The 19,049-nt window shown below is 69.3% G+C and carries 2 protein-coding genes and 1 pseudogene; all 3 read left to right on the top strand.

What is annotated here, in order from left to right:
* The first annotated feature begins 476 nt into the window (after positions 1-476).
* A complete protein-coding gene (locus MZC64_RS42020; protein ID WP_247764731.1) occupies positions 477-7,814 on the top strand; it encodes a type I polyketide synthase in 7,338 nt (2,445 codons plus the stop codon).
* A 49-nt stretch (positions 7,815-7,863) separates the two neighbouring features.
* A pseudogene (locus tag MZC64_RS42025) lies at positions 7,864-17,298 on the top strand (SDR family NAD(P)-dependent oxidoreductase); the annotation flags it as partial.
* A 40-nt stretch (positions 17,299-17,338) separates the two neighbouring features.
* The gene (locus MZC64_RS42030) at positions 17,339-18,829 is read left to right on the top strand and encodes an FAD-dependent oxidoreductase (protein ID WP_247764727.1); all 1,491 of its coding nucleotides are present in this window, start codon (positions 17,339-17,341) and stop codon (positions 18,827-18,829) included.
* The last annotated feature ends 220 nt before the right edge of the window (positions 18,830-19,049 follow it).

The raw sequence follows: 19,049 nt of genomic DNA on the forward strand, positions 1-19,049 counted from the left end.
ACCAGGTGGACCGGCGCTCCGGTCGGGCACGCCCGCACCGGCCGGATCTCAGGTCCACAACTTCACACACGTGTTACACGCGTGTTCTTCCCCGCTGTCAGCTGCGCGTAAACAAAGGGAAGAACTCTTTCCTAATACCGCCCCAGTCGACCCCCAGAAATGCCACAGGGTTTCCCCCACCCCAGTTGAGCACTGCTGCCGGAATGATCTACAGCGCTCTGGCTTCGGACTGATCCTACTCCTCGATCATGGTTCCCGGGCGATCTCTGGGCATGTCCCCGATAACGGCCCGGTAGCGGTGCCACCGGAACAGGACGTCTCGGACAGACCCGCCGTGGGGCCCGGCGGACCCGGGAGCGGGTCGAGTTCGGCGGCGGGCGCGGTCCCGGAATACGGTTTAGAGCCTGTTTAGAGGCGCACTAGCCCGCCCGGCAATCCTACGCCGAGTGATTACTGCCGGCCTGGGGGGAGTAATAATGGTCAACGCCGCCAATGGTGCTGCCCATGACGACGCGATCGCGGTGACCGGAATAGCCTGCCGTCTCCCCGGTTCAGCCGACCCACTGGCCTTCTGGCAGCTGCTGCGAAACGGTCGCAGCGCCATCGCACCGGTACCACCGAACCGGCCGCCGGCACTGTCGACCGGGTCGGAAACCCGCTATGAGTGCGGCTTTCTGGACGAGGTCGACGGTTTCGACGCCGGGTTCTTCCGCATTCCGCCGCGCGAGGCCGCCATGATGGATCCGCAACAGCGACTGATGCTGGAACTGGGCTGGGAGGCCCTGGAGGACGGGCGCCTCCGCCCCGCCGACCTGGACGGCACCCGGACCGGGGTTTTCCTCGGCGCGATCTGGGACGACTACACGACCTTGCTCAACCAGGGCGGTAGTGAGTCGTTCAACCAGCACTCGCTCACCGGCACCCAGCGGGCCATCCTGGCCAACCGGCTCTCCTACACCCTGGGCCTGCGCGGCCCCAGCCTGACCGTGGACACGGCGCAGTCCTCCTCGCTGGTGGCAGTACATCTGGCCTGCGAGAGCCTGCGGACCGGGGAGTCCACCCTCGCGCTGGCCGGCGGCGTCAACCTGATCATCGCCGCCGAGAGCACCGCCCGGACCGCGGCCTTCGGCGGCCTCTCCCCCGACAGCCGCTGCTTCACCTTCGACCACCGTGCCAACGGTTACGTGCGCGGCGAAGGCGGCGGCCTGGTGCTGCTCAAGCCGCTCGCCAGGGCGATCGAGGACGGCGACACCGTGTACTGCGTCATCCGCGGCAGCGCGGTGAACAACGACGGCGGCACACACGGCCTGACCGTGCCCAGCGCGACAGCCCAGGCCGACGTGCTCCGGCGCGCGCACGAGCGGGCCGGCATCGACCCGGCGGAGGTGCAGTACGTCGAGTTGCACGGCACCGGAACCCGGGTCGGCGACCCCGTCGAAGCAGCCGCGCTGGGCGCCGCGCTGGGGTCCGCGCGCTCCCCCGGTGACCGGCTGGTCGTGGGTTCGGCCAAGACCAACGTCGGACATCTGGAGGGCGGCGCCGGGATCGTCGGTCTGCTCAAGGCGATCCTGAGCATCAGGCACCGGGAACTCCCGCCCAGCCTGAACTTCGAGACCCCGCACCCGGAAATCGACCTGGACCAGCTCAACCTCAAGGTCCAGGCCGAGTTGACCTCCTGGCCGCATCCCGACCGGCCGTTGATCGCCGGGGTGAGTTCCTTCGGCATGGGCGGCACCAACTGCCATGTGGTGCTCGCGGAGCCCCCGGACATCGAGGCTCCAGTGGCCAGCGAACCCGGTGCCGCGGTGGTGCCCTGGGTCCTGTCCGGCACCACCGACCAGGCCCTGCGCGCCCAAGCCGCCAAGCTCGCCGGCCGGTCTGACCCGCGCCCGGTCGACGTGGCCTACTCGCTGGCCACCACCCGCACGCACTTCCCGCACCGGGCAGCGGTGATCGCCAGTACCGCAACGGAATTCAGCACCGCACTGACGGAACTGGCCGCCGGTCGGCCGCACCCGGCAGTCGTACGCAACCGGCTCGACAATGGCGCACCCAGCCTGGTGTTCATGTTCTCCGGCCAGGGCAGCCAGCACCCTGGCATGGGCAGCCAGCTCTACCAAACCCACCCGGTGTTCGCGGCAGCCCTGGACGAGATCTGCGCCGAGCTGGACCCGCACCTGGACCACCCACTGCGCGAGGTCATGTTCGACCAGCACTCCGCTCTCCTGACACAGACCCTGTACACCCAAACAGCCTTGTTTGCGCTGGAACTGGCCTTGTTCCGCCTGGTCACCCACTACGGCCTGCAGCCCGATTACCTGATCGGCCACTCGATCGGCGAACTCACCGCCGCCTGCGCCGCAGGCGTCCTCAACCTTCCCGACGCGTGCAGCCTGGTCGCCACCCGCGCTCGGTTGATGAACACCCTCCCGCCCGGCGCAATGCTCAACATCCAGACCACCACCGACCTGCCAGACCACATCGACATCGCCGCCTACAACAGCCCAACCCACACGGTCGCCTCCGGATCAATCGAAGACATCGACCAACTCGCGGAACTCCTGTACTCAAAGGGAATCAAGACCCGAAGGCTGCACGTAGCCCACGCCTTCCACTCCGCACACACCGAACCCATCCTGCGCGCCTTCACCGAACACGCCGCCACCCTCTCCTACCGGGCACCCACCATCCCGATCATCTCCAACCTAACCGGAACCCTTGCCACCCAAGAACAACTCAGCGATCCCGGCTACTGGGCCCAACTCATCCGCCAACCAGTCCACTTCGGACCCGGCATCACCACCCTGGAAAGCCTGGGCGCCACCACGTACCTCGAACTCGGCCCGGACACCACCCTGGCCACTCTCGCCAAGCACAGCCTCACCACCGCCCTGGCGACCGCCGTCCTACGCCGCGACCAACCCGAACCCAACACCCTCACCACCGCGCTCGCCCAGACCCACCTGCACGGCCACACCCTGGACTGGGAAGCCCTCCTCGGCGCACACCACCCGCGCCCGGTTTCCCTGCCCACATACGCCTTCCAGCGCACCCGCCACTGGCTGAACTCCACTGCCCAGGCCGAACCCACGTCGTTGGCCGCCCTGGACAGTCGCACGGTCGAGGATCTCGTCCAGGCGAGCGTGCGCGCAGTTCTGGGCCACGCACCCACCGACCCCGTGGACCTGCACAGCACGTTCAAGGACCTCGGCTTCGAGTCCTTCGCCGCCCTGGAACTGCGCGGCCACCTCAACACGGCGACAAACCTCAACCTGCCCACCACCCTGCTCTACGACCACGCGACCCCGCAGGCGCTGATCCGGCACCTGAGCGAGGAACTGTCCGGCCACGTCGGCGTCACCACCACGGCACCACTGGCCCACAACGAACCCATCGCGATCGTCGGTATGGGTTGCCGCTACCCGGGCGGAGTCAGCTCGCCGGCCGAGCTGTGGCAGCTGGTGCTCCAGGAAACCGACGCGATCTCCGGGTTCCCGATCGACCGCGGCTGGCCCGAGCAGGTCCACTTCGCCCCGGACGGCGAGTCCTACGCCCGCGCGGGTGGTTTCCTGCCCGACGCCGGGGATTTCGACGCCGACTTCTTCGGCATCAGCCCCCATGAGGCACTCGCCATGGACCCACAGCAGCGGATCTTGCTGGAGATCGCCTGGGAAGCGCTCGAACACGCGGGCATCGATCCCACCACCCTGCCCGAGAGCCCCACTGGCGTCTACGTCGGCGCGATGGCCGAGGAGTACGGCCCCCGGCGGTACGAGCAGTCGGCGGAGCTGACCGGCCACCGCCTCACCGGCACCAGCCTCAGCATCATCTCCGGCCGGATCGCCTACCTCCTTGGCCTGCACGGACCGGCGATCACCACGGACACCGCCTGTTCCTCCTCCCTGGTGGCCCTGCACCAGGCCGTGCAGGCCCTGCGCGCGGGTGAGTGCACGATGGCCCTGGCCGGTGGCGTCACCGTGATGGCCACCCCCGGCATCCTCACCGAGTTCAGCCGCCAACGCGGTCTGGCCCCGGACGGCCGCTGCAAGTCCTTCGCCGCCTCCGCCGACGGCACCAGCTTCGCCGAAGGCGCCGGACTCGTTGTGCTGCAACCCCTCTCCGCCGCCCTGCGCGCAGGCCGCCGTGTCTTCGGCGTCATCCGGGGTTCGGCGATCAACCAGGACGGCGCTTCCAACGGCCTCACCGCCCCGAGCGGCCCCGCCCAGCAGCGCGTGATCCACGCGGCCCTGGCCAACGCAGGCCTTACCGCCGACCAGGTCGACGCGGTGGAGGCGCACGGCACCGGAACCACCCTCGGCGACCCCATCGAAGCCCACGCCCTGCTGGCCACCTACGGCAAGCACCGCAACGGCCAGCCACTCCACCTCGGCTCGCTGAAATCCAACCTCGGCCACGCCCAGGCCGCCGCGGGCATCGGCAGTGTGATCAAGATGGTGCAGGCCCTGCATCACGCCACCCTGCCCAAAACCCTGCACATCGACGAACCGTCCCCGCACATCGACTGGTCCAGCGGCACCTTGCACCTGCTCACCGAAAGCACCCCCTGGCCGGAGACCGACCACCCGCGCAGGGCTGCTGTGTCCTCCTTCGGCATCAGCGGCACCAACGCCCACGTAATCCTCGAACAACCCCCGGCCGCTGAAATCTCCACCGAATCACCAATCAACACGGTCGTGCCGTGGATTCTCTCCGCCAAGACCGACAAGGCCCTCCGCGCCCAGGCCACCAACCTCGCCCACCGGACCGACCTGCACCCCGTCGACGTGGCCCACGCACTGACCAAGCGCACCCTGTTCCCGCACCGAGCAGCAGTGATTGCCGGCAACACCAACGACTTCACGGCCGCGCTGGTAGCCCTCGCCGCAGGCCGCACCCACCCCGAACTGATCAGCCAGGTCAACGACGGCGGCCAGGGCAAGTTGGTGTTCATGTTCTCCGGCCAGGGCAGTCAACACCCCGGCATGGGCAGCCAGCTCTACCAATCCCACCCGGTATTCGCCGCAGCCCTGGACGAAATCTGCACCGAGTTCAACACCCACCTCGACCACCCCCTGCGCGAAGTGATGTTCGACCGCCAAGGCGCTCTCCTGGCACAAACCCGCTACACCCAGCCAGCCCTGTTCGCCCTGGAACTGGCTCTCTTCCGGCTGATCACCCACTACGGACTCCAGCCCGACTACTTGATCGGCCACTCGATCGGCGAACTCACCGCCGCCGCAGCCGCCGACGTCCTCACCCTCCCGGATGCGTGCAGCCTGGTCGCCACCCGAGCACGGCTGATGAACACCCTGCCACCCGGCGCGATGCTCAACATCCACGGCACAGCCGATCTACTCGACCAGGCCGACATCGCCGCCTACAACAGCCCCACCCACACCGTCGCCTCCGGATCACCCGAACACATCGACCAACTCGCAGAACTCCTGCAAGCCAAGGGAATCAAAACCCGAAAGCTGCACGTCGCCCACGCCTTCCACTCCGCACACACCGAACAAATCCTGCCCGAGTTCACCAAACACGCAGCCACCCTCACCTACCACCCACCCACGATCCCGATCATCTCCAACCTCACCGGATCAGTTGCCACCCAAGAACAACTCACCGATCCCGGTTACTGGGCCCAACTCATCCGCCAACCAGTCCACTTCGGACCCGGCATCACCACCCTCGAAAACCTCGGCGCCACCACCTACCTCGAACTCGGACCAGACACCACCCTCACAACCCTCACCAACCACAACACCACCGCACTCATCACCGCCACCCTCAACCGCACCAACCCAGAGCCCACCACCCTCACCACAGCCCTGGCCCAAGTCCACCTCCACGGCCACCCCCTCAACTGGCAAACCCTCCTCGAACCTCACCAGCCACAGCAGGTCGAACTGCCCACCTACGCGTTCCAACGCACCCGCTACTGGCTGAACCCCAGCACTGCTGCCGACAAGAACGGCTGGCGCTACCGGATCTCCTGGAAGCAGCTCAGCATCCAGTCATCGTCCCGCCTGCACGGCCGCTGGCTGGTAGTCGCACCGGACGGTGACCCCACAGCCGACACGCTGACCCAGCACCTCGCCGGGCAGGGCATCAACATTCTCAACCTCCGCCTCACCCAGAACGACCTCGACCGCAGCACACTGACCGACCTGCTGAAGTCGGCCCTGTCCACCGGCGACGAGGTCACCGGCATCCTGTCCCTGCTCGCCCTGGACGACCGCCCGCACTCCCCCGATCTCCCCGTGTCCACCGGCTTCGCCGGAACCCTCGCGCTCCTCCAGGCAATCCAGGACAGCGGCACGATCGCTCCACTGTGGACGGTCACCCACGGCGCGGTCGCCACCGCCGAGACCGAGACGCCAACGCATCCCGATCAGGCCCTGGTGTGGGGCATGGGCCGGGTCGCCGCACTCGAACTGCCGCAGCACTGGGGTGGCCTGATCGACCTCCCCGAGTCCCTCGACAAACGGGCGTTGACCACGCTCTGCTCGGTGCTGGCCCGCCCCGAGGGCGAGGACCAGCTCGCCATCCGCCCCGCCGGCGCCTACGCCCGGCGGCTCCTCCGCGCCGCGCCCAGGAAGGCCGCGCGCGAGTGGCGCCCACGGGACACCGCCCTCATCACCGGCGGCACCGGCGGACTCGGCGCGCACCTGGCCCGCTGGCTGGCCCGCAACGGCGCCCGGCACATCGTGCTCACCAGCCGCCGCGGCGACCAGGCACCTGGAGCGACCGAGCTGATCACCGAGCTGACCGGACTCGGGGTGACCGCCCAGGTCCTGGCCTGCGATCTGGCGGACCGGGATTCAGTCGCCGCGCTCGTCAACAGGATCGACCGGCCGGAGGCCCCGCTGCGGGTGGTGGTGCACGCCGCCGGGGTCAACCGCGAAGCGCCGCTGACGCAGAGCACCCCAAGAGAGATGCGCGATGTGCTGTCCGGCAAGGTCTTCGGCGCCCGGCACCTGGCCGACCTGCTCGCCCCGCGATCACTGGACGCGCTGATCCTCTACTCCTCGATCTCCGGGATCTGGGGCGCGGGCAACCACACGGCGTACGCGGCGGGCAACGCCTTCCTGGACGCCTTCGCCCAGCACTGCCGCGGCCGCGACCTCCCGGCACACGCGGTCGCCTGGGGACCGTGGGCCGGCGGCGGGATGGCGACCGAGGACAACGCGTTCCGGGAACGGCTCGCCGCGCACGGTCTGTCCACAATGGAGCCTGACCGCGCCCTCGCCGCACTGCAACAGATCCTGGACCAGGACGAGGTGAGCAGCGTCGTCGCCGACGTGGACTGGACGCGGTTCGCCCCCGCCTTCACTCTGACCCGCCCGAGCCCGCTGCTCGCCGAACTGCCCGAGGCCCAGCTCCAGGAATCGACCGCGCCCCAGGACAATTCGACACTCACCGAGCAGTTGACCGGGCTGTCACCGCGGCAGCGTGAGCGCGCGCTGCTGAAGCTGGTGCGGACGCAGGTGGCGGAGATCCTCGGCCACGCGGACGCCGAGGACGTCGGATCCGCGCGCAGTTTCAAAAGCCTCGGCTTCGAGTCGCTGACCGCCGTCCGGCTGCGCAACCAGCTCGCCGCGGCCACCGGCCTGCGCCTGCCGAGCACCATGATCTTCGATCATCCCACGCCCGCAACGCTGTCCGCCTTCCTGAGCGGCAAGATCCCGCTCCCGGCGGGCGCGGCACACCAGCCGGTGCGCACCCAACCGGATGCCGCGGCGCCCGAGGATCTCGCGACAGCCACCGACGAGGAGCTGTTCAGCATCCTGGACAACGAATTCCAGGCGCCGTAGCCCGCGACCAGACCACCACAGACTCTTCTTTCGACTGGGGACCACCGGCATGAGCGACGAGAAGCTCCGCGAGTACCTCAAGCGGGCAACGGTAGACCTGCGCAAGGCGCACAAGCGCATCCAGGAACTGGAGGCCAGGGAAGGCGAGCCCATCGCGATCGTGGGCATGGGTTGCCGTTTTCCCGGCGGGGTCACCTCGGCGGACGAACTGTGGCAGCTCGTCCGCGCGGAAACCGATGCCATCTCAGGGCTGCCCACCAATCGCGGCTGGCCGATCGAGGACCTCTACGACCCCGAACCGGGAAAGCCGGGCAAGGTCTACGTCCGCGAGGCCGGCTTCCTGCACGACGCGGGCGAGTTCGACGCCGAGTTCTTCGGCATCAGCCCGCGCGAAGCCCTCGCCATGGACCCGCAACAGCGCATCCTGCTCGAAATCGCCTGGGAAGCCTTGGAACACGCGGGCATCGACCCCACCAGCCTCGGCGAAACCGCCACGGGCGTGTTCACCGGGGTGACGGCTCAGGAGTACGGACCTCGGCTGCACGAGCCCGCGGACGAGCTGACCGGCCACCACCTCACCGGCACCCTGGTCAGCGTCGCCTCCGGCCGGATCGCCTACACCCTTGGCCTGCAAGGCCCAGCGGTCAGTATCGACACCGCGTGCTCTTCCTCACTGGTCGCCATCCACCAGGCGGTCCGGTCCCTGCGGGCCGGTGAGTGCACGATGGCCCTGGCCGGTGGTGTCACGGTGATGGCCACCCCCGGCGTGCTGACCGAGTTCAGCCGTCAGCGTGGTCTGGCCCCCGACGGCCGTTGCAAGTCCTTCGCCGCCACCGCCGACGGCACCAGCTTCGCCGAGGGCGCCGGACTCCTTGTGCTGCAACCCCTTTCGGCCGCCCTTCAGCAGGGGCGTCAAGTCCTGGCCGTGATCCGCGGCTCGGCGATCAACCAGGACGGCGCCTCCAACGGCCTGACCGCACCGAACGGCCCGTCGCAGCAACGCGTCATCCAGGCCGCGCTCGCCAACGCCGGCCTGAGCCCGGACCAGGTCGACGTGGTCGAGGCGCACGGCACCGGCACCACCCTCGGCGACCCCATCGAAGCCCAGGCCCTGCTGGACACCTACGGCGAGCACCACCACGACCGGCCGCTCTACCTCGGCTCGCTGAAGTCCAACATCGGCCACACCCAGGCCGCCGCCGGGGTCGCCAGCGTGATCAAGATGGCCTACGCCCTGAACCACCCCACCCTGCCCAAAACCCTGCACGTCGACGAGCCTTCGCCGCACATCGACTGGTCCACCGGCACCCTGCGGCTGCTCACCGAGAGCACGCCCTGGCCCGAGACCGGCCGGCCACGCCGCGCGGGCATCTCCTCCTTCGGCATCAGCGGCACCAACGCGCACCTCATCCTCGAACAACCCCCGGCCACCACCGAGCCGACCGCCGAGGTCACCGAAGACGCGATCGTGCCGTGGGTCCTCTCCGCGCGAACCGATCAGGCCCTGCGGGCCCAGGCCAGAAACCTGGCCCGCCTGTCCGATCCGCGCCCGGCCGACGTGGCCCACGCCCTGGCCACCACCCGCGCCCAGCTCCCGCACCGCGCCGCGGTCATCGCCAGCACCGCCACGGAGTTCACGGCCGCACTCGAAGAACTCGCCGCAGGTCGGCCGCACCCCGCCCTGCTGATCCACCGACTCGACCAGTCCGGCAACGGCGGCGATGACAACGGCGTGGTGTTCGTCTTCCCTGGCCAGGGCGGGCAGTGGTCCGGCATGGGCGCCGAACTGTACGAGCACTTCCCCGTCTTCCGCGAACACCTCGAAGCCTGTGCCAAGGCCATCGACGAGTTCACCGACTGGTCCCTGCTGGATGTCCTCCTGCAACGCCCCGGCGCCGCATCATTAGCACGCGTCGACGTCGTCCAGCCCGCGCTGTTCGCGATCATGGTGTCCCTGGCCCGGCTGTGGGAACACCACGGAATCAAGCCGCAGGCGGTCATCGGCCACTCCCAGGGCGAGATCGCCGCCGCCCACATCAGCGGTGCGCTGAGCCTCGCCGACGCCGCCCGGGTAGTGACCCTGCGCAGCCAGCTGCTGATCCGGCTGGCGGGCACCGGTGGCATGGCCGCCCTGACCCTGCCGACGGAACAGGTTCGACAGCTCCTGACCGAGGACTACCCCGAGCTGTCCATCGCCGCGATCAACGGCCCGGCCACCACCATCGTCTCCGGCCCCACCTCAGCCCTCGAACGCCTGCTCGCCCAGCTCACCGACCAGGGCGTGCAGGCCCGCGCGATCAAGGTGGACTACGCCTCGCACTGCGCCGAAGTCGACATCCTCGCCGAAGACATCCACGCCGCACTGGCCCCCATCACCCCGCAGCCGGCCGAAATCCCGTTCTACTCCACCCTCACCGGCGACTGCATCGACACCACCACGCTCACCGCCGCGTACTGGCACAACAACCTGCGCAACACCGTCCGATTCGACCAGGCAGTGCAAGCCCTGCTGCGGGACGGCTACCGCGCCTTCCTGGAAACCAGCCCGCACCCCGTCCTGAACCCGACCCTCCAGGACACCCTCACCAGTCACCCTAGAGCCCACACCCTGATCACCCTGCGCCGCAACCAACCCGAGGTCCACACCTTCACCACCGCACTCGCCCAGGCTCACCTGCACGGCCACGGCCTCGACTGGCAGGCCGTCCTCGGCACAACAAACCCGCGCCCGATTTCCCTGCCCACGTATGCCTTCCAGCGGTCCCACTACTGGCTCACCAGCACCGAAAGCGGCGACCCCACCCAACTCGGCCAGCAGTCCGCCGAACACCCCTTGCTCAGCGCGGTCGTCGACCTGCCCGGCAACGGCACCGTGTTCACCGGCCGGATCTCCCTGGCCACCCACCCCTGGATCGCCGACCACCGAGTCCACGACACCGCACTACTCCCGGGAACCGCGTTCCTGGACCTGGCGATCTACGCCGCCCGGCACGCCGAGTGCAACCACATCACCGAACTCACCCTGCACACCCCGCTGCGGGTGGGCGAGGCGGACACCGTCCAGCTGCACCTGCACCTGACCACGGACACCGAGGGCGGGCACGCCCTGACCGTCCACTCGCGACCCAGCACCGGCAGTTGGGTGCTGCACGCCACCGCCCTGCTCGCCACCACCCACCAGCCACCGCCACCCGCAACGCCCTGGCCCCCGGCCGCCACCCCGCTGCCCACCGCGGACCTCTACCACGACCTCGCCGACACCGGCCTCCACTACGGCCCACTCTTCCAGGGCCTGCACTCCGCCTGGCACAACGGAAACACCGTCCACGGCGCCGCCGCCCTGCCCCCGGGCACCGAACCGGGCAACTTCCACTTCCACCCGGCGCTGCTCGACGCCGCCCTGCACACCACGGCCCTGCGCACCCCGTTCACCACCCCGCAGCTGCCGTTCGCCTGGCGGGACGTCCACCTGCACACCGCCGAACCCACCCAGGCCACCGCCCTGCACGTGCACACCACCGGTCAGGACCAGCACCAGAGCCTGACGGTCACCGGAACCGACGGCGCGCCCCTGCTTACCATCGGCAACCTCACCCTGCGCCCCCTGCCCGCGGGTCAACTCACCAACCCCCAGCACAACAGCCTGTTCCACCTCACCTGGCTGGCCCGGGAAACCGACGCTGCCGAGGCAGCCGACTGGACCGTGCTGGTCGCCAACACCGACCGCGCCCACCTGCACGCCACCCTGTCCCAGCACCTCAACACCACGATCAACACCCCGCGCGCTGTGGTCCTGCCGCTGATCAGCACCCCAAGCGACGACAACCCCGCTGACCAGGCCGTCGAACTCACCACCGCCCTGCTCGCCCACCTGCAGAACTGGCTCACCACCAGCGAAAACCCACACCTGATCGTGCTCACCCACGGCGCGATCACCACCAACACCGGCGACACCGTCACCGATCTGCCCGCCGCCGCGGCCTGGGGACTGCTGCGCAGCGCGCAAACCGAACACCCCGGCCGCATCCTCATCGCCGATATCGACGACGACCCCAACACCCACCTCGCCCTGTCCACCGCACTGTCCGCCGCCCTGACCCACGGCGAAGACCAGATCGCGGTCCGCAACGGCACCCTGCTCATCCCCCGCCTCGCCCGTACCGAGTCCACAGTGGACCAGTCCGAAAAGGACTTTGGCCACGGCACGATCCTGATCACCGGCGGCACCGGCACCCTCGGCACCGCCCTCGCCAGCCACCTGATCACGAACCACCAAGCCCAGCGGCTGCTGCTGGCCTCCCGCCGCGGCCCCAACGCCCCAGGCGCCCAACAGCTACACGACGAACTCACCCAGTCCGGCGCACACGTCGAGATCATCGCCTGCGACCTCACCGACTCCGCGGCCGTGGCCACGCTGGTGGACGGTATCCCCGCCGAACACCCACTCACCGCGATCTTCCACACCGCCGGAGTCCTCGACGACGCCACCCTCACCACACTCACCCCCGCCCAGCTCGCCCACGTCGTCACCGCCAAGGCCCGCAGCGCCTACCTGCTGCACCACCACACCCGCGACCACAACCTGACCGCGTTCGTCCTGTACTCCTCGCTGGCCGGCATCCTCGGCAACCCGGGCCAGGCCAACTACGCCGCGGCGAACACCTTCCTCGACGCCCTCGCCCACCACCGCCACGCCCAGGGACGAGTTGCCACCAGCCTCGCCTGGGGCCTCTGGGCCGAAGCCAGCGGTATGACCGGCCATCTCACCGAGACTGACCAGCGGCGCCTGATCACCAGCGGCATCACCCCGCTCGACACCGAGCACGCCCTCGCCCTGCTCGACCTCAGCCTGACCCACCCGGATCCGGTGACCATCCCGGCCCGCCTCAACCCAGCCCGGCTCAACAGCACCAGCCCACGCCCACTACTCGCCAACCTGGCCCCGGCCCGCTCCACCGCAACCGGGTTGCCAACCCAACTCGCCCAGCAAACCCCGGCCGAGCAAGAACAAACCCTGCTCGCCCTCATCCACACCCACGCCCTCGCCGTACTGGGCCACCCCTCCACCCACCGCCTCGACCCCGAACAAGCCTTCCAGCAACTGGGCTTCGACTCCCTCACCGCGGTCGAACTCCGCAACAACCTCACCACCGCGACCGGCCACCGCCTGCCCGCCACGGCGATCTTCGACCACCCCACCCTCACCGCCCTGGCCCACTTCCTGCGTGATCAACTACTCGCCAACCAGGCTGCCACCCCCACCACGCTGGAAGTCCTGCAGCCCAACGAGCCCATCGCGATCGTGGGTATCGGCTGCCGCTTCCCACACGGCGTCAGCAACGGCGAAGACCTCTGGCAACTGGTCGCCAACGGCACCAACGCCGTCGGCGACTTCCCCGAGGACCGTGGCTGGCACAGCGACCTCTACCACCCGGACCCCGATCACCCCGGCACCACGTACACCCAGCGGGCCGGTTTCCTCGCCAACGCCGCCGGTTTCGACGCGGACTTCTTCGGCATCAACCCACGCGAAGCCCTCGCCATGGACCCCCAGCAACGACTCCTGCTCGAAATCGCCTGGGAGGCCCTGGAACACGCCAACATCAACCCCAGCACGCTGCGCGAGAGCCAAACCGGGGTGTTCACCGGCCTCATGCACAGCGACTACGCCACCCGCCTGTCCCAGGTCTCCCCCGATCTGGAGGGCTACCTCGGCACCGGCACCGGTAGCAGCGTCGCCTCTGGCCGCATCGCCTACACCCTTGGCCTGCAAGGCCCCGCGGTCAGCATCGACACCGCCTGTTCGTCCTCACTGGTCGCCATCCACCAGGCCGTACAGGCGTTGCGCAGCGGGGACTGCACCATGGCGCTGGCCGGCGGTGTCACCGTGATGGTCACCCCCGGCGTGCTCACCGAGTTCAGCCGCCAGCGCGGCCTGGCCGCCGACGGCCACTGCAAATCCTTCGCCGCGGCCGCCGACGGCACCAGCTTCGCCGAAGGCGCCGGACTCGTTGTGCTGCAACCCCTCTCCGCCGCAGTACGCGAAGGCCGCCAAGTCCTGGCCGTCATCCGAGGCACCGCCGTCAACCAGGACGGCGCCTCCAACGGCCTCACCGCCCCCAACGGCCCGTCCCAGCAACGCGTGATCCAGGCTGCCCTGGCCAACGCCGGCCTGACCCCCGGTGAAGTCGACGCGGTCGAAGCGCACGGCACCGGCACCACGCTCGGCGACCCCATCGAAGCCCAGGCCCTGCTGGCCACCTACGGCAACCAACGCGCAGGCCGGCCGCTCTACCTCGGCTCGCTCAAGTCGAACCTCGGCCACACCCAGGCCGCCGCCGGTATCGCCGGTGTCATCAAGATGGTGCACGCCCTGAACCACGCCACCCTGCCCAAAACCCTGCACGTCGACCAGCCCACGCCCCACGTCGACTGGTCCAGCGGCACCGTGCAGCTGCTCACCGAAAGCACGCCCTGGCCCGAGACCGACCACCCTCGTCGCGCCGGCGTGTCCTCCTTCGGCATCAGCGGCACCAACGCCCACGTAATCCTCGAACAACCGCCCACCGCCGAGCCCCCGACCGAAACGCCCAGTGACGCGGTCGTGCCGTGGGTGCTCTCCGCAAAGTCCGATCAGGCCCTGCGCGCCCAAGCCAGAAACCTGGCCCGCCGGACCGACCTCCACCCGGTCGACGTGGCCCACACCTTGGCCACCCGCGCCCAGTTCCCGCACCGAGCCGCGGTCATTGCCAGCGACAGCAAGGACTTCGCAACAGCACTGGAAGAACTCGCCGCAGGCCGTCCACACCCCGCACTCCTGACCCACCGGCATGACGGCAACACCGGCGGCCTGGTCTTCATGTTCTCCGGCCAGGGCAGCCAACACCCCGGCATGGGCAGCCAGCTCTACGCCGCGAACCCAGTCTTCGCTGAAGCCCTGAACGAAATCTGCGCCGAGTTCGACAAGCACCTGGACCACCCCCTGCGCGAGGTGATGTTCGGCCAGCACACCGCACTCCTGGAACAAACCCTCTACACCCAGCCAGCCCTGTTCGCCCTGGAACTGGCCTTGTTCCGCCTGCTCACCCACTACGGCCTACAGCCCAACTACCTGATCGGCCACTCGATCGGCGAACTCACCGCAGCCGCAGCCGCCGAAGTCCTCACCCTCCCCGACGCCTGCAGCCTCGTCGCCACCCGAGCCCGCCTGATGAACACCCTCCCACCCGGCTCGATGCTCAACATCCAGACCACCACCGACCTGCCAGACCACATCGACATCGCCGCCTACAACAGCCCCACCCACACCGTCGTCTCCGGATCAATCGAACACATCGACCAACTCGCAGAACTCCTGCTGGCAAAGGGAATCAAGACCCGGAAGCTGCGCGTAGCCCACGCCTTCCACTCCGCGCACACCGAGCAGATCCTCGAAGCCTTCACCGACCACGCAGCCACCCTCACCTACCGGGCGCCCGCCATCCCGATCATCTCCAACCTCACCGGAACCCTTGCCACCCAAGAACAACTCACCGACCCCACCTACTGGGCCCAACTCATCCGCCAACCAGTCCACTTCGGCCCCGGCATCACCACCCTCGAAAAACTCGGCGCAACCACCTACCTCGAACTCGGCCCAGACACCACCCTGACCACCCTCGCAAACCACAACACCACCGCCCTGATCACCTCAACCCTCAACCGCAACGCCCCCGAACCCACCACTCTCACCACCGCCCTCGCCCAAGCTCACCTTCACGGCCACCCGCTCAACTGGCAAGCCCTGCTCGAACCCCTTCAGCCGCAACAAGTCGAACTGCCCACCTACCCGTTCCAGCGTTCGCGCTACTGGCTGACCGAACCGCGTCAACCCGCACCGGACCAGTTCTCGGACGCGGATCTGGCGGCGCTGCTCGGCACGGTGGACGCGGACCAGCAAGCCGCCCTGCGGACCGCGCTGCCCCTGCTGTCCAGGTGGCGCCGCCAGCGCGACAGCCAGTACCGCCTCACCTGGACCCTGCTGCCCGACACCCCCCACGCTCCGGCCGGACGCTGGCTGGTCGCCATCCCGGACACCTACCTGGACGACCCACTGGGAGTACTCCAGGCGCTGACCGAGCACGGTTTCGACCCCGTCCCGGTCATCGTGGACACGCCGGAACTGATCAGCCAGGCACGGCAAGGCGACGTTCGAGGTGTGCTGTGCGTTCAGCTTGATGTGGCCGCCACGGCCGACCTGCTGCGGGCACTGGAGGACGCCGAGGTGGCCGCGCCGGTCTGGGCGACGACCGTCGGCGCGATGCCGGTCGACGGTACGGCTGCCGACCCATCCCAGGCCCAGCTCTGGGGATTCGGCCAGGCAATGGCCACCGAGTCCCCGGCACGCTGGGGCGGGCTGGTCGACCTGCCGGGCCCGCTCGACAGCCGGGCCGGCGCGCGACTGGCCCAGGTGCTGACCGCGACCGACGGCGAGGACCAGCTCGCGATCCGGCCCGCCGGGGTGTTCGCGCGGCGGCTGATCCACCTCCCTGTCCAGGAGGACAAGGCCCGGGTGCCCGACGGCGCGACCGTCCTGATCACCGGCTGCGACAGCCTCCTGGCCGCACCCGCGGCCCGCTGGCTGGCTCAGCACGGCGCCGAACGATTCGTGCTGGTGGCCGAGACGCCGGTGCCGGAACTCCACGCCAGTCTCCTCGGGAGCGGGGCATCCGTGGACCTGGTAAGGGGATCCGCGGCCGACCGGGCGTTGCTGGCCGAGGTCATCAACGGCATCCCCGACACGCACCCACTCGCCGTCGTCGTCCACAGTGCACAGTCCACAGTGGACGAAGCAGTCGTGCTGGACGAGCTGACCGCCGAACTGGACCTGGCGGCCTTCGTGCTGTTCTCCGCCGCGCCGGAGTTACCCGGTTCCGCGCCCGCGCAGGCCGCCATGCAGGCGCTCGCCCAACGACGCGGCGCCCTGCACGTGGGCTGGGGGCCAACGCAGGACGGCCAGGCGCTCGGCCTGCGCGGCCTGTCGCCCGAGCTGGCCATGGGCGTGCTGGGCCGGGCCTTCGACCGGCAGGGCCAGAGCATCCTGGTCGCCGACGCCGACTGGTCGCAAGTGGTGAACGCAGGCGGCCACACGGCGCTGTTCCGCGCCCTCGTCAAACCGGAACCCGCCCAGCCGGTGTCCGAGGAAGCCGGGCCTTCCCTGCACGAACGGCTGGCTGCCGCCGAGGGTGACGAACGGCTGGCGATCGTGCTGGACCTGGTCTCCACCACCACCAAAACAGTGCTGAACATCCCCGCTACCGACCGGGTCGATCCGGAGGTCAACTTCCTGGATCTGGGGTTCTCCTCGCTGGCGGCGGTGGAGTTCAGCAAGCGGTTGCGCCGGTTGAGCATCGAGGTCTCGCCGGGCGCGATGTACGACAACCCGACGCCCGCGGCACTGGCCGAACACCTCTGCGCGGAACTCGCGTCCGGGTCCGGGCGGTGAGTCCGTCATGAGGTTCCGAAATGTCACGAAGGGAGTTGGCATGAGCCACTCGGTCGTTGTCGCCGGCGGTGGCCCGGTCGGCCTGATGCTCGCCTGCGAGCTGGCCCTGCTGGGGGTGCGCACGCTTGTGGTCGAACAGCGTCCACAGCCCAGGGAGGATGCCCCGGGTATCGCGGTGAACGCGACGGTTGTCGAACTGCTCGCCCAGCGGGGCATCATGGACGCCATCCGGTCCGATGGAGTCGAGTTGCCGCAGGCGCGATTCGCGTTGCTGTGGCTGGACACCGCGCGGATGCGGGAGAAGCGGGTGTACGGGTTCGTCATCCCGCACGCCCAGCTCGCCCGGCGGCTGGCCGAGCGGGCGGTAGAACTCGGGGTGACCATTCGCCACGGGCAGGAGGTCGTCGGCTTCAACCAGGACGAGAACGGTGTGGTGGTGGACCTGCGGGGGGAGGCGGGCATCGAGTCGGTGCCGTGCCGCTACCTGGTGGGCTGCGACGGCGCGCGCAGTGTGGTGCGTGGGCTGGCCGGGATCGACTTCCCCGGCGCCGAATCCCCGTTCTACGGCCTGATCGCGGAGGTCGAGCACGAACCCGGCGACGCGCTGACCGAGTGGATCGGCACCCGGCTGGCGCCGGACGGGATCCTGATGGCGGTGCCGTCGGGTCCGGGGCGGATCCGGGTGGTGACCGCCGAATTCGGCCGCGCCACGCCGGATCCCGTTGCCACGCCTACCTTCGACGAGCTGCGGGCGACAGTGTCCCGGCTGGCCGAGGCTGACTGGCAGCCCACCGGGCAGGCGCGCTGGCTCAGCCGCTGGGAAAACGCGACCAGACAGGCCGAGCGGTACCGGGCGGGGCGGTTGTTCCTGGCCGGGGACGCGGCGCACGTGCACTTTCCGTTGGGGGGCCAGGCATTGGCCACCGGGCTGGAGGACGCGGTCAACCTGGGCTGGAAGCTGACGGCCGAGATCCACGGGTGGGCGCCGCCGGGACTGCTGTCCACCTACCACGCGGAGCGCCACCCGGCGGGGGCCCGCGCCTGCCGCACCTCGCAAGCGCAGGTGGCGCTGATGCACCCGGTGGAGCAGGTGGCGCCAGTGCGGGAACTGCTCACCGAGTTGATCCAGTTCGCCGAGGTCAACGAGTACCTGATCAAGGTGCAGGGGAATCTGGACGTGCGCTACCCGATCACCTCCGCGACCGCGGGCGCGCATCCGTTGCTGGGCCGCCGGTTGCCGCACGTGCCAGTGGCCCTCTCCACCGGGGAGACCGACCTCGGCGTGCTGCTGCGGGCAGGCCGGGGCGTGGTGCTCGACCTGTCCGAGGGCGCGGTCAGCCTGGCCGGCATCGACGGCTGGGCCTGCCGGGTGGACGTGGTCCCGGCCAAACCGACCGCGGAGATCGCGGCGGTGGCCCTGCTGCTACGGCCGGACGGCTATGTGGCCTGGGCGGATTCGACCGGCGCCGACGACGCCGGACTGCGCAGCGCGCTACGGACCTGGTTCGGCGAACCAGCCATCAGACGCTAACCCCACCCACCCGAGTTGGCCGTTATGGGCGTCGAGTTGGCCCAACCGGTACGCCAGTTTGGCCCAAGTGGGCGTACCAGTTGGCCCAAGTGGCCGGGGAGTGCGGAGCACGCCGCCAGTTCGGCCAACACCGTGTACGACAAGGCGGTTTCTAGTGGTGGTTGCATCGTGGTGGGCTAGCGATGCTTGGTGAGCAGGGTGTGCATGCGTTGGGCTGGAC

It is taken from the genome of Crossiella sp. S99.2, from assembly GCF_023094165.1.
Lineage (GTDB): Bacteria > Actinomycetota > Actinomycetes > Mycobacteriales > Pseudonocardiaceae > Crossiella.